We start from the raw sequence: 12,357 nt of genomic DNA on the forward strand, positions 1-12,357 counted from the left end.
CGCATCGGAGAGGCTCCCGCCATAGGCGGGCGCTCAGCCGGCCGTCGAAGCATGGCCAACGTTTTCTTTCCCGATGCTGAGCGGCTCGCCGCGCGTGGCTACGAATCTGTCGCGCACGTCCCCGTGATCTTCGACTCCAATGGCAGGTACTGCCGCGAGCACAACCGCTATCTGCGCGAGCGCGCACGGCTGGAGTGGCATCCTGGCGGTGGTGCTGACATCCCGCGCGGCCGCACGCTCGGCAATATCGCCGAGCGACTCCTGAACTTCGTCCTGTGGTGTGAGGCGCGCGGCATCAAGTGGCGGGCGGTTACCTACGATGACGTGCTTCGCTATCAGAAGGAGCAGATCGGCGGCGAATGGTCCCGTACCGGCATAGAGCTCAGTCCATCCACCGCGAACCAACGCGCCGACGAAGCGACTAACTTCTTGCGATGGTCAGTAGACCGACGCCTCCGCGGACCATTCGAGGTGAAAATGTTCCGTCGGCCAGGGCGTAAGCGCCTGGGGTGCGGACCACGCATGGTGCGGGTCGGCCGAGCAAAGGAGGATGTGATCTCGTTGGAGAAGGCCGGCTTTGTCCTTCCAAAGCCCGAACAGATTCGCGAATGGCTGGAGGCGGTCGGGCGCCAGCGTGGACGCGCTAAAAGGCTCGCGTGCAAGTTCATCATGGACACCGGCGCCAGGCGAATGGAGGTCGAGGCGCTCACAGTCGAGCAATGGCCAAAGGTCAGCGATATCTCGTACGCGCGTAGCCACGGCCTCGCCTCCGTACCGATGAGGCTCGTCACGACCAAGGGCGGGCGGCCCCGCACGATCGGCGTGCCCCTCAAATACGCGCATGAAGTCAGAATCTGGATCGATGAAAAGCGAAAAACCCACGCCTTCAGGTATTTCAAGCTTCATAGGAAAGAGACGAACTGCTTGTTTCTCAGCGATCATCCCGCTGCGCACGGCAGACCCATTTCCGCGCAAACAATCTACCGCTGCTTCTCGGAGGTGCGGCCCCGTCCGCCGCGCTGGTCGCCCCACAAGGGTCGGCACACGTTCGCATGCTTTTGGATTCTGCATGCCCTGTCGATTGAAGCCAATCGCGGTGGTGGGCTCGCTGCGATGCCGGCAGACTGGGTCATGAATCGCGGCGAATTTTGGCTGAAGACGCTGCAGCGCCAGTTTGGCCACATCTCGTCGGAAACCACTGAGGAGTATTTGCGGTGGCTCGTGCACGCTTGCGGCATCGCCGAGGTGGCGTCCGGTTGGCATGAATTCCTGGAGAGCGGCTCGGATGAGTGAAATCGACAGCATCGAGCGAGAGACCTTCGAGGTGAAGGTCATCCCTTCCGGTGAGCGCGCATACACTCTTGATTTGTCCGAGTTCGCCTTGGGCGGCAGGAGGACGCAACGTGGCGCTTCCTATTCTGGGCGGCCGCATTTCGCGAGGGAGATCGCTGTTTTCTTCAAGACGGTAAATCCGCCCAAGGGAAACGCCAAAGAGATCCGGGTCGCGCTGCGGCAGCTTTTCAGGTATCTCGATTGGCGCAGCCGTAGGCGGCGCGATGAGGTGGTGGCGAGCTGTGCCGACATCAAAGACGCGCATGGGATTGAGTTGCGCCAGTGGCTGGCGGGCCGCGGATCGACCTTTAGACGGATCAAGTCAACTTTGAACGGGATGAGGTCGCTCAATGGACTTCGTCCGCTCTTCTGGCCCAGCCGTCGCCGGGACCGTGCGGCCTATGCATCTACCCTACATGAGGAAGCATCCAGACGGCTATTCCACGTATTGAGGAGCGATGCGCGCGCTATCATAGCCATGTTCGACGACGGTGCCCTTCGCGCTTCACTCGGTGAAGATCCCCGCGGGCGCGCCCACGGCTGGCGGTGTCCCAATAACCGCGCTTGGATGGTGAGACACCTGGTGCAACTCGGCGTGTTCGACCATGAGGGGCTCGCTGCTAATGGTGCGGCCGGACTGGTGAACGAGCCCGGTCCCGGCTATCTCGCTCCAGGGATGAACGAGCGAGACGTTCGCGGTCTCGTAGCCACACTGCGTCTGTTTGTGCCGTCCCGCTGTGACACGGGCGTCTTCCTCTGGCTATTTCTGCTGAAGACTGGCTGGAATCTTTCCACGGCGTGCGGCATTGATGTGCTTGATCCTGACGGGTGGTGCCAGCCGCATCCGCAAAACGAACTGTTCGCAGTGATCCACGCCTTCAAGCGCCGGGCCGATCGTCATCAGTTCGCGATCTCGATGATGCGCCCAGAGTTGCATCCCTATCGCATTCTTCAATTCATGATCGAGCGTACCAAGCCGCTGCGAGATCGGGTGATAGCTGATCTGATTGAGACGCGCCGCCGGGCGGCAGACGACCCGAACCTGAAGCTCGGTATGGAAATTGAAAGGTTGGAACGGCTGTCGCGCACGCCTTGGCTGTTCGTGAGCCGCGGATCCTCGGGGCCGGTATCGGGGTTCATGGCCAATGGTAGGAACCGCAGGCTGCTCGATGTCGCCAGGCTCGCCGCGGAAAGAAGCGGACTCGTTGACAGGTACTCCGAGCTTTTCTCGATCGTGACGAAGGACGCTCGCCACGCGTGGATTGGGCACGCGTACGTGCATTCCCGTTACCATCTTCTGATTGCCAAGTTCGCGGGTAGCCACAAATCATTGAGATCGACCCGCCACTACATCCAGTCCCAGCGGTACCGGGCTCACAGCGAGGCGGAGATCCGCAAGCTGCAGAACGCGGTCTTTTCCGAGGTCGAGTGCGGCCGGGTGGTGGACCCGACCCGGCTAGGGCTTCTCGTCGACCGCGGCAACATCACGTCCGAACAAGAGCGGCGCCTGTTGGATTACCGGCAGCGAACGCGCGTCGGCAAGGGGTGTCTCGACCCGCGCTCTCCTCCGAAAGAGATCGATCCCGATCATCCAGAAGGTGCGATATGCCGGGTCCAGCGCTGCACGGGTTGCCAACACGGAGTGGTGTTTCCTGAGAGCATGCCGCCGCTTGCCCGCCGATTCGCTGAACTTCTGCAGCTCAAGCGCACCATGCCGCTCGCGAGCTGGATCGGCTCATCCCTCGCGGACGAGTACGAATCGATCGAGCAGACGCTTGCTCATTTTGATGCCGGCCGCGTCTCGACCGAAGTGGCCGCGTGGACCGGAAAGCTAAATTCGGGAGAGATCATCGTTCATGGCACCTATCCAAGCTACTAAGGCGGTCAAGGCAGCTCCGTCTTTGCCCAATATCGAGGTTTGGCGCGACGGACAGATCGGTCTCGCCGAGAACTATGCTGATCTTGGCGAGGTGCCTTGGGAGAAGCTGCGTGCCACTGAGATCTTCCCCGGCTGCCGCCTGGATGCGGAGGTGCTCGTGGTACCGGAGGGCTGGATGCCGGCTGGTACCTCGCGTCACTTCAGCAGGCGTAGTGTGGTGCCAGCGCGGGCCGGCACTCCTGCCGATTCCACACTCGCCGCCAAGCGAGACGAGTGCGTCCGGCGCGCGCTCTACGCGCTCTGGCTGCCGCACAACGCGAACTCCGTTATCGTCGAGAGCAAGCCCAACACTTGGCGGTTGCGAGCCTATGCCTTTCTAAGACTGGCTGAGTGGCAATTTGAGAATCGTCCCTCGACGGACGGCTCCGTCTTCGGCAACCTCACGCTTTCCGACGTCTTGACCGGTTTCTATCCTGTCGCGCGTGGCGTCGAGGGCGAATGCAAAATGGCACTCCGGATTCTAGCCGATGCCGGCGAACGTGGGGTCATCTTCGACTACCCGGCGTTCTTTCGACGCAGACTGGACGCGAACGATCATGCGCCGCTCGAGCCCATTCGAGGGGGAGCCGAAGCGCTCAGGCCAGCAGATCCCACGCCGGGACCCTCCGTGGAGCCGTTCTCGGACGAGTTCGTGACGGAGTTTCTTCGCCGGGCTCTATGGATTCAGAACAATCTAGCGGACGCACTCCTCGACCATCTGGAGCGCGACCTAGAGATCAGGAAAAAATACAAATACTGGTCTAGTAGCAGCAGGCCGCGCCAGGAGGCGATCGCCGTGTGGCGCGACCGAACAAGCGCTCCTTTGCGTCGGTTGCAATACCCGTGGCGTCTCGGCAAAGCCGCAGAACTGTCCGACGCTTTCCCTCCGCCCGACGTTCCATCGTTCTACATCGCCCTCGGCATCCTCCAGGGCTGCAATCTCGGCGTGGTCAACGCATGCATGGGTGCCCGCTCAAGTGAAATATTGGCCGCCGACGACGTGCCGTTCGGGCCCGCAGCAGGACGGTACGAGTCCAGAACGTTCAAGTTGATCGACGAGATCGGCGGCCAGACTCGCGATTGGCCGCTGCATCCTGCGGCGGAGCGCGCTGTCGATCTCCAGCGCCGTCTATCGAAGCTGCTGCGACCCGAAGGACAGAACCACCTGTGGGTGGCGATGCGAGGTAAAAAGGCAGGTCGCCTCAACTCCGCGACATCTGTCTTTAGGAGCACCGTAGAGTACCTCGGCCTGTCCCACCTGCTCGGCTCAGGCACGGCACACATGCATCGGTGGCGGCATACAGTAGCGCGCCTCGTGGCCCTGAGCGTCGTCGGAGCCCCCAAGGTCCTGTTCGACCTGTTTGGGCACAAGGACGTCGAGATGACGCTCCATTACATGATGTCAGATCCCAGCATCGCCGAAGAAGCGATTCTCGTCGCGAAGGAGATGACCTACGCGCTGGCCAAGGAGGCGGTTGCCGAGATCGTCGGGGAAGAAGCATCGGGGCCCGCCGCGGCATCCCTGCAGAAGCAGCTGCCCAAGGCCATGCGCATGGGCGAGGACGTCTTCGACACAAAGACCCTGCGCGAGACCGCCGAGGTGCTGACACATTATGGCAAGTACTGGTCGCTCGTTCGCGAGGGGGTGATCTGCACAAAGGGCTTGGCTCAGTACGGGCCTTGCACTAAGGGCCGCGGTGCCCCCGACCCGGGCGGCTGCCGCACGTCTTGTGACTATCGCTTCGAACTCTCCGCGGCCAAGCAGCAGTGCGCCGAAGTGCTCGCTGCTCTGATCCGAGAACGGCATGGCGCCAGTACCGACGGCCTGGAGATGCTCGTTGACAATCTCGACGGACAGATCGTTGCCGAGCTGAAGCGCTGGGACGAGGTCCGTGAAAAAATCCTGGCTGAGCATTCTGACATCAAGCGCGTATGGGAGGAGCGCCGAAAATGAAACGACCGGTCCTGAGTAGGGCGGAAAACCGACAGCGGATCGCCGCCGAGGGCAGCAACGCTGCTCGCCGCAAGTTCAGGGCGAGCCGCGAGGCGATTGAGAATGCGATGGAGCGAATCGAAAGGGCTGTCGAGGCAAATGGAGGCGGGTACCCCGGCGGCAGGGTAAGCATAGCTCAAGTATTGCGGCAGGCCGGCAAAAGCGAGGCGTATCTGCGCAAAACTGACCAGCCCAGTGTGATCTAGCTCAGACAACGGGTGCAAGACTTCGTCGATCGGGCTAACAAACTTATCGAGCAAGGCGCCCGCTCAATCCGCGAAAGCGAGACCAACAGGGTGCGGGACGCGCAGGCGGAGCTCAAGCGCGTACAGCAAGCGTATGCCGAAGCCGAGCTGGAATATGCCGACACGCGTAAGCACCTGGAAATTGCGGAGAAGACCATCGAGGAACTGCGCTCGGAGATAACCGTGCTTCGGACGAAGCTGTCTGCCGAGAAGGTTATAAAGCTGAATCCAATCCGCAGCTGAGCCGCGAAGCCGCTCTTTTAGCCGGGCCGAAGTCGCATCTCACCCCCCGAGGACTCCTGCCGAGCTTTCGCAGCCGGAACTCAGTCTCACTAGGAACCTCCTTACGATAGTCGCGGCCGTTTCTCGGGCGCGTGAGCCTGCCGGCTGAGAGGTGTGCGCGAATATCGTTATCCGTTCGCTAAGGCCAGACAACGAGAAGCTCGAGCCGGCCTCAATGAGGCTGTGAAACCGTTCGGAATTGTCTGCCCGCAATTGGTCGAAACTCTGTTCGGAATTAGAGAGGCCCTGAAAGAAGAACGTTGGCAACTCCGAACGATCTCTTACGCGGGGAAGAGATCGGGGTGCTCCTGACAGTTCGGAGTTATGTCAACTCCGGCGCTGATTGAGAGTGCATCGGAGCGTTAAACCGTTCCAAGCTGGTTTGTAAGAGGTTTCAAAAATCAAAGACCCCGCCGCTAGCGGCGGGGTCTTTGATTTTTGAAACAAAGTCGGCGGCCTGACGCGGGCCCTTAGGAAAGCTCTCTAACGCATAACCCTGACTCTATCGTCTCGGGCGTCGTTTCTAGGTTGTATCAACGCCTTGGAAGGCGGCGCACCGGAAGTCCGGCGCTCGGCAAACGCGGGAGCGTTAACGTGGATGGCCCATCGACGGTGTCATTGGTCGAGAGTTAACGGTCTGTCGAGAGTATGAAAGCCTGCAGGCGCGGACGCCATCAGAAAAGACCGATGATCAAACGTCGTGACGTCGCTTGCTCGATCTGAGCGATTACGTCGGGTGAGGGTGAGTACCACGCCTGGCCTCGACCTTGTTGCGGCGACCACGTCGGGGTCTCCGTCTCCTTTGACACCCTGATGGAAGAGATTGCTGCCCGCGCCCCCATGCTTCGGGCGCCGCTTTCATCGACGGCGCCGCGATCGCGAGATCGTAGAAGCCCAGCGAAGTCTGAAATGTCTTGAGCTTCCTCGCCATGGTTGTCGGCAGCCCGCGGCTTGTCCTAACGCCGGCGCGCGACCCAGGTCCCGAGTAGGAACGCGATAAAGAGCGAGGACAATGGGTGCTGATTCCGCTCGATGTCGCCCACCATTCCGGAATGATCTCGCCCACCGTTCCGATTTGATCTCGCCCGCCATTCCGAGATGATCTCGCCCACCATTCCGGGATGATGTCGCCCGGGGTGACGAGGCCTCTTCTGGCTCCGATACGGTCCGCCTTTCGGCTTTGCGAAGGGGGACCTGGATGCCGACGGAGAGGTTTGCGATGCGCCATGTGCGCGATGTGATCAGATTGAAGTCGGCCGGGATGCCGACCCGCGAGATTGCGCGGCGGGTGGGGACAGCCCCTTCGACGGTGCGGTTGACGATCCACCGGTTCGAGGCGGCGGGGCTGACCTGGCCATTGCCCGACGCCATCACCGACGCTGTGCTGGAAGCCCGGCTGTTCGCCAGCGCGGGAGCCGGTCCCGGCACCCGGCGGGGCCATCGCCGGCAGGCCGAGCCGGACTGGGCGGCGGTGCACCGCGAGCTCCGGCGCAAGCACGTGACGCTGTCGATCCTGTGGGAGGAGTACATCGCGGGCGAGCCCGGCGGGTATCGCTATTCGCGTTTCTGCGAGCTCTACCGCGCCTGGGAAGGCCGGCTGTCGGTGACGATGCGCCAGTCGCATGCGGCCGGCGACAAGCTGTTCGTTGACTATGCCGGCGACGGCGTCCCGGTGGTGATCGACCGGCGCACCGGCGAGCGGCGCAGTGCGCAGATTTTCGTCGCGGTGCTCGGCGCATCGAGCTTCACCTACGCGCAGGCGACCTGGACGCAGGGGCTCGCCGATTGGATCAGCGGCCACGTCGGCGCCTTCGAGGCGATCGGCGGCGTACCGGCGCTGCTGGTGCCGGACAACACCAAAGTCGCTGTGATCAAAGCCTGTCTCTACGATCCCAGGATCAATCGCAGCTATGCCGACATGGCGGCGCATTACGGCACCGCCATTCTGCCGGCCAGGCCGCGACGGCCGCGGGACAAGGCCAAGGTCGAGCAGGCGGTCCTGATGGTCGAACGCTGGCTGCTCGGGCGGCTGCGCCACCGCACCTTCCACAGCCTCGCCGACGTCAACGCGGCGATCGCCGAGTTGATGATCCGGCTCAACGAGGAGCGACCGATTAGGCGGCTCGGTGTCACCCGCCGCAAGCTGCTGGAGGAGATCGACCGGCCAGCGCTGAAGGCCCTGCCGGAGAACCCTTACGAGTTCGCCGAGTGGCGGATCTGCCGGGTCAGCATCGATTATCACGTCGAGGTCGAGGCGCATTATTACAGCGTTCCGCATCGCTTCGTCCGCGCCGAGGTGGAGGTGCGCTTCACGGCTCGCACCGTCGAGATCTTCCACAAGGGTGAGCGGATCGCCGCGCATCAGCGCATGAGCGGCAACCACAAGCACACGACCGTGCCGGAGCATATGGCCTCCAGTCATCGGCGCTACGCTGGCTGGACCATCGAGCGCATCCGTAAGGACGCCGCCTCGATCGGGCCGGCCACCGCGGCGCTGTGCGACCTGATCCTCGACGAGCGGGCGCATCCGGAACAGGGCTTCCGCGCCTGTCTCGGCATCATCCGGCTCGCCCGATCCTACGGGCACGAGCGGCTCGATGCCGCCGCCATGCGGGCGATCGATATTGGCGCGCGCACGTACGGCTCGGTCAAATCGATCCTTGCCAACAATCTCGATCGGCGTCCTTCACCCAAGCGCTCCGCGGACGACGCGCCGATCCTTCATCCCAACATCCGCGGGCCGCGCTACTACAATTAGGAGATCACATCTTGCTCACGCATCCGACCCTCGATCAACTCTACGCGCTCGGCCTGCATGGCATGGCCAAGGCCTTCGCCGACATCGAAGCCGGCGGCGAGGCCGCAAGCCTCGGCCACGCCGAATGGCTTGCGCTGCTGCTCGAACGCGAAGCGTCATTACGACGCGACAAGCGGCTGTCGAAGCGGCTGCAATACGCCAAGCTGCGCCAGGAGGCCTGCGTCGAAGACATCGACTACCGCACTCCACGCGGCCTCGACCGCAGCCTGCTGACGAAGCTGGTCGAAGGCCGCTGGATCGATGACCACGCTAACCTGCTGATCTGCGGGCCCTCCGGCGTCGGTAAGAGCTGGCTCGCCTCAGCGCTCGGCAACAAGGCCTGCCGTGACAATCGCTCCGTGCTCTACCAGCGCGTCCCGCGGCTGTTCACCGATCTCGCTTTGGCGCGCGGCGACGGCCGCCACTCCCGCCTGCTGCGCGCGCTTGGCCGCGTCGATCTCCTCATCTTCGACGACTGGGGCCTCGAGCCGCTCGACGCCGCCGCCCGCCACGACCTCCTGGAGATCCTCGAGGACCGCTACGGCCGCCGCTCCACCATCGTCACCAGCCAGCTCCCGGTCGATCAATGGCACGCGCTGATCGGCGATCCCACCTACGCCGACGCCGTCCTCGACCGCCTGGTCCATAACGCCCACCGGATCGATCTCAACGGCGAAAGCATGCGGCGAACCCGCAAACCCGACCGAAAGGCTTGAGCCTGTGGCGCTGTGGACATGCCGCTACGCTTGGACAACGCAAGAGCGTCGCCCACATGCCCACAGCAGGAGCAACAGAAAAACCAACCCGTCGAGCCGCGATTCAAGATTGACCACGCGGCTTCGCCGATGCCAGAAACCAGACAGCCAGAACGCCTCGCGCCCCGGGCGACATCAAATCGGAATGGTGGGCGAGATCATCTCGGAATCCTGGGCGAGATCAAATCGGTACACCCGGGCGAGATCATCGGAATCAGCAACAATGGGGCCTGCACTGTCACCTTGCGCAGCCGCTCGGCCCAGCGTAGCGCCGCCTCGTTCGAAGGCTGGCGCAGCGACCTTCGGGTCCCGGTCGACTTCGTCTGGTCGTTCGGCTGCGGTGTGCCGATCGCGCCCGAATCGTCGATCAGGCCAGAGGCCTCGGTCATCGCGGAAGCTTCTCTCATATCCATGCGGTCCTCCTACTCCGACCTCAGGCTGACTTCCGCTGCGGCTTGGCTGCTGGCTTTTTCGCCGCCGTCTCCTTGGGCTTCTTGCCCTCGATCGGCATCAGCATCTCCTTCTGTCCACTCGATGCCTTGCGCGGCTTCTTGGCTGGCTTTGCGGCCTCCGAAGGAGCTGCCTCCCGGCCAACGCTCCGCCGCAGCGCCTCCATCAGGTCGACCACGTTGGTCGCCGCGGGCCGCTCCTTCGGAGTGATCGGCTTGCCGGCGCGCTTCCTGTTGATGAGGTCGATCAGCGCGGTCTTGTAGTGGTCCTCGAACTTTTCGGGCTCGAACCGCCCTGCCTTTTGGTTCACGATGTGTCTGGCGAGATCGAGCATGTCCTTCGTCACCTTGATGTCCTGGATCTCGTCGAAATATTCCTGCTCACTGCGCACTTCATAGGGATAGCGCAGCAGCGTGCCGACGAGTCCTTTGTGCAGCGGCTCAAGCGCGATAATGTGCTCGCGGTTGGTCAGCACCACCCGGCCGATCGCGACCTTGTCCATTTCACGGATGGTCTCGCGAATCACGGCGAAGGCGTCATGACCGACCTTGCCGTCGGGGCGAATGTAGTAGGGGCGGATCAGGTAGCGCGGATCGATGTCAGACTTGTCGACAAATTCGTCGATCTCAATCGTGCGCGTGGACTCCAGCGCGAGCTCCTCGAGTTCCTCCTTGCTGACCTCAATGTACTGGCCCTTGTCCAACTCGTATCCTTTGACGATGTTCTCGTTGGGCACCTCGTCGCCCGTGTCAGCATCGACCTTCAGGTACTTGATGCGATGGCCGGTCTGCCGGTTGAGCTGGTTGAAGCTGATCTTCTCTGACTCGGAGGTGGCAGGATAGAGCGCCACGGGGCACGTCACGAGCGACAGACGCAGGAAGCCTTTCCAGTTGGCACGGGGGGCCATGTACGCAGAACTCCGGTTCGAGACGGCCTGGATTCAAGACGAACGGCAGACCATGGTTCCGACAAACGGCTGCCTCGCCGTTGGGCCCAATTTTTCGGTCCGGGACTCGACTCCTTTGTTCTTGTTATGTTCTAATTAGGGCATGACCAATCGACCCGCGAGCTGGCGCATGCCGACCCCCAAGCAAATGGAAAAAATGAGCGCCGGCGTCCGCAGGAGCGTCCCCCCGAAGCCCGGGTTGGCTCCAGACGATGATCTGCCGCAGGAATACTGGGAGGCGCTTCTCGCTGACCCGCGCGCCGATGCCAAGCCGGCAAGCCCCTCCGCAGGGACGCTGCGGCTGAGCCAAATTCCTCAACCTATTCTGAGGGTGGGCTGCCGCCGCTGTGCCAGGGTCGTCGAGATCCAGAAGGCAGATGCCGCTCGGCTCTATGGTCCGGACGCGCTCTGGAAGGATGTCGGGCAGCGGCTGTTGGACAATACCTGCACCCAGCGCACCGGGCGCCATGAGGAAGACGGCTGTTGGCCTCAGTTCGAGTAGTCGCCGGCGCGGCCGGAATGGAATGCTGGCATGGCACCGAAGCGTCACCCGACGCCCCTCTCCGGAGGAGACCGCAAGGCGCTCACCAAGGAGCTCGGCCGGGCACGCGCGATGACGACGATCCTCGCAGGACAGGCCGCCGAAGCCCGGGCCAAAGGCGAAGCTCTCATCCGTCAGGCCGACAAGCTGCTCTGCGAATCTTGGAACGAGCGCATGTGGGCAGATGGCGGGCCCATTGATCCATCACCGATGGTCGACCAGGCCGTCAACGGGGGCTTCGCCTCGCTCGAGATCGAATGCTCGCGGTGCAAGACCCGACGGAACGTCGACTTGGCGGCGCTGCGTCATCCGCCGACCACATTTGTCCACGACTTGGCCAGCCGGCTCCGCTGCAGCAAATGTGCTAAGGCCGGGCGTCGGCCCTCCGCCACGCTGCTGCAACTGATGTCGCGGCCCCGCCCGGTCGCTCCGGAGACTTGATCGTGTGCAATCTCTACTCGATGACAAAAAACGTCGACGCGATCCGTCGCCTGTTCTGCGCGCTGAACAGCGATGTCGGCAACCGGCCATCAATGCCAGGGATTTTTCCCGACTACCCCGCGCCGATCGTGCGCAACGGTGCCGAGGGGCGCGAGATCGTCATGGCACGCTGGGGCATGCCGAGCTCGCAGCGGGCCCTGATGGATGCGACGAAGAAGCGCGCGGAAAAGCTGCAGGCCAAGGGCAAGACGGTCGACTTCAAGGAATTGCTCCGGATCGAGCCGGACGGCGGCACGACGAACATCAGGAATGTCAGCAGCGCCCACTGGAAGCGATGGCTCGGACCAGAGCATCGCTGCCTGGTGCCATTCACGTCATTTTCCGAGTACGACTCGATCGACGGCAAGAAAGTGCCGGTCCGGTTCGCGCTGGACGAGACCCGTCCTCGGACATCAGGTTGAGCAAAACGGCCGCTGATCCCGTTCAGACTGGTCAGGGTGGTCTGCCGCCGAAGAACCCGAGATAGATCAGCACCAAGCTGACTGTCAGCACTGGGATGTGGGTAGCGACTATCGCCCAATACCGTCGCGAATTTTCATCCCAACGTATGACGGAGCCGCCTCGCAAACTGACTTGGCCTCTACCGAGAATAAGGAC

At 62.7% G+C, this 12,357-nt stretch carries 11 protein-coding genes and 2 pseudogenes; 10 read left to right on the top strand and 3 right to left on the bottom strand.

Annotation, left to right across the window (positions count from 1 at the left end; translation table 11 throughout):
- Nucleotides 1-51: 51 nt before the first annotated feature.
- The 5 genes from P6U29_RS02245 to P6U29_RS02265 are packed head-to-tail and all read left to right on the top strand — an operon-like array spanning nucleotide 52 to nucleotide 5,731.
- Complete coding sequence (locus P6U29_RS02245) at nucleotides 52-1,293, top strand: tyrosine-type recombinase/integrase (protein ID WP_407116139.1); 1,242 nt, start codon at nucleotides 52-54, stop codon at nucleotides 1,291-1,293.
- A complete protein-coding gene (locus P6U29_RS02250; RefSeq protein WP_407116140.1) occupies nucleotides 1,286-3,211 on the top strand; it encodes a hypothetical protein in 1,926 nt (641 codons plus the stop codon). Before P6U29_RS02245 ends, P6U29_RS02250 begins: the two co-directional genes overlap by 8 nt.
- The gene (locus P6U29_RS02255; RefSeq protein ID WP_407116141.1) at nucleotides 3,189-5,204 is read left to right on the top strand and encodes an integrase; all 2,016 of its coding nucleotides are present in this window, start codon (nucleotides 3,189-3,191) and stop codon (nucleotides 5,202-5,204) included. Before P6U29_RS02250 ends, P6U29_RS02255 begins: the two co-directional genes overlap by 23 nt.
- Nucleotides 5,201-5,449, top strand: coding sequence for a hypothetical protein (locus P6U29_RS02260; protein ID WP_407116142.1), 249 nt, complete (start codon nucleotides 5,201-5,203; stop codon nucleotides 5,447-5,449). Before P6U29_RS02255 ends, P6U29_RS02260 begins: the two co-directional genes overlap by 4 nt.
- 12 nt (nucleotides 5,450-5,461) lie before the next feature.
- The gene (locus P6U29_RS02265) at nucleotides 5,462-5,731 is read left to right on the top strand and encodes a hypothetical protein (RefSeq protein WP_407116143.1); all 270 of its coding nucleotides are present in this window, start codon (nucleotides 5,462-5,464) and stop codon (nucleotides 5,729-5,731) included.
- Nucleotides 5,732-6,514: 783 nt separating this feature from the next.
- Here P6U29_RS02265 and P6U29_RS02270 read toward each other — a convergent pair.
- Nucleotides 6,515-6,701: pseudogene (locus tag P6U29_RS02270) on the bottom strand (cell envelope biogenesis protein TolA); the annotation flags it as partial.
- Nucleotides 6,702-6,989: 288 nt separating this feature from the next.
- Here P6U29_RS02270 and istA point away from each other — a divergent pair.
- Together istA and istB are read left to right on the top strand one after the other, a co-directional pair.
- Nucleotides 6,990-8,528 (top strand): IS21 family transposase, encoded by a 1,539-nt coding sequence (gene istA, locus P6U29_RS02275; protein ID WP_407119246.1) that lies wholly within the window; start codon nucleotides 6,990-6,992, stop codon nucleotides 8,526-8,528.
- 11 nt (nucleotides 8,529-8,539) lie between these two features.
- Nucleotides 8,540-9,283, top strand: a complete 744-nt coding sequence (gene istB / locus P6U29_RS02280; RefSeq protein ID WP_407112755.1) for an IS21-like element helper ATPase IstB — start codon at nucleotides 8,540-8,542, stop codon at nucleotides 9,281-9,283.
- Between the two features lie 197 nt (nucleotides 9,284-9,480).
- On the opposite strand, the gene P6U29_RS02285 is transcribed toward istB, so the two are convergent.
- Together P6U29_RS02285 and P6U29_RS02290 are read right to left on the bottom strand one after the other, a co-directional pair.
- A complete protein-coding gene (locus tag P6U29_RS02285; RefSeq protein WP_407116144.1) occupies nucleotides 9,481-9,735 on the bottom strand; it encodes a hypothetical protein in 255 nt (84 codons plus the stop codon).
- 20 nt (nucleotides 9,736-9,755) lie between these two features.
- A complete protein-coding gene (locus P6U29_RS02290) occupies nucleotides 9,756-10,679 on the bottom strand; it encodes a Ku protein (protein WP_407116145.1) in 924 nt (307 codons plus the stop codon).
- Between the two features lie 142 nt (nucleotides 10,680-10,821).
- Here P6U29_RS02290 and P6U29_RS02295 point away from each other — a divergent pair, with 142 nt between their 5' ends.
- The 3 genes and pseudogenes from P6U29_RS02295 to P6U29_RS02305 all read left to right on the top strand — a co-directional run.
- Nucleotides 10,822-11,220 carry a hypothetical protein gene (locus P6U29_RS02295; protein ID WP_407116146.1) on the top strand — a complete coding sequence of 133 codons (399 nt, stop codon included), beginning with the start codon at nucleotides 10,822-10,824 and terminating at the stop codon, nucleotides 11,218-11,220.
- A gap of 30 nt (nucleotides 11,221-11,250) precedes the next feature.
- Nucleotides 11,251-11,700 carry a hypothetical protein gene (locus P6U29_RS02300; protein WP_407116147.1) on the top strand — a complete coding sequence of 150 codons (450 nt, stop codon included), beginning with the start codon at nucleotides 11,251-11,253 and terminating at the stop codon, nucleotides 11,698-11,700.
- 2 nt (nucleotides 11,701-11,702) lie between these two features.
- A pseudogene (locus tag P6U29_RS02305) lies at nucleotides 11,703-12,146 on the top strand (SOS response-associated peptidase); the annotation flags it as partial.
- Between the last annotated feature and the right edge of the window lie 211 nt (nucleotides 12,147-12,357).

The sequence above is a fragment of the Bradyrhizobium sp. LMG 9283 genome, assembly GCF_045571415.1.
Taxonomy (GTDB): domain Bacteria; phylum Pseudomonadota; class Alphaproteobacteria; order Rhizobiales; family Xanthobacteraceae; genus Bradyrhizobium.

What these genes read in the sequence shown, in the direction of transcription:
- P6U29_RS02245 (WP_407116139.1), top strand. Translation starts at nt 52, where the DNA reads ATGGCCAACGTTTTCTTTCCCGATGCTGAGCGGCTCGCCGCGCGTGGC.
- P6U29_RS02250 (WP_407116140.1), top strand. Translation starts at nt 1,286, where the DNA reads ATGAGTGAAATCGACAGCATCGAGCGAGAGACCTTCGAGGTGAAGGTC.
- P6U29_RS02255 (WP_407116141.1), top strand. Translation starts at nt 3,189, where the DNA reads ATGGCACCTATCCAAGCTACTAAGGCGGTCAAGGCAGCTCCGTCTTTG.
- P6U29_RS02260 (WP_407116142.1), top strand. Translation starts at nt 5,201, where the DNA reads ATGAAACGACCGGTCCTGAGTAGGGCGGAAAACCGACAGCGGATCGCC.
- istA (WP_407119246.1), top strand. Translation starts at nt 6,990, where the DNA reads ATGCGCCATGTGCGCGATGTGATCAGATTGAAGTCGGCCGGGATGCCG.
- P6U29_RS02285 (WP_407116144.1), bottom strand. Translation starts at nt 9,735, where the DNA reads ATGGATATGAGAGAAGCTTCCGCGATGACCGAGGCCTCTGGCCTGATC.
- P6U29_RS02290 (WP_407116145.1), bottom strand. Translation starts at nt 10,679, where the DNA reads ATGGCCCCCCGTGCCAACTGGAAAGGCTTCCTGCGTCTGTCGCTCGTG.
- P6U29_RS02295 (WP_407116146.1), top strand. Translation starts at nt 10,822, where the DNA reads ATGACCAATCGACCCGCGAGCTGGCGCATGCCGACCCCCAAGCAAATG.
- P6U29_RS02300 (WP_407116147.1), top strand. Translation starts at nt 11,251, where the DNA reads ATGGCACCGAAGCGTCACCCGACGCCCCTCTCCGGAGGAGACCGCAAG.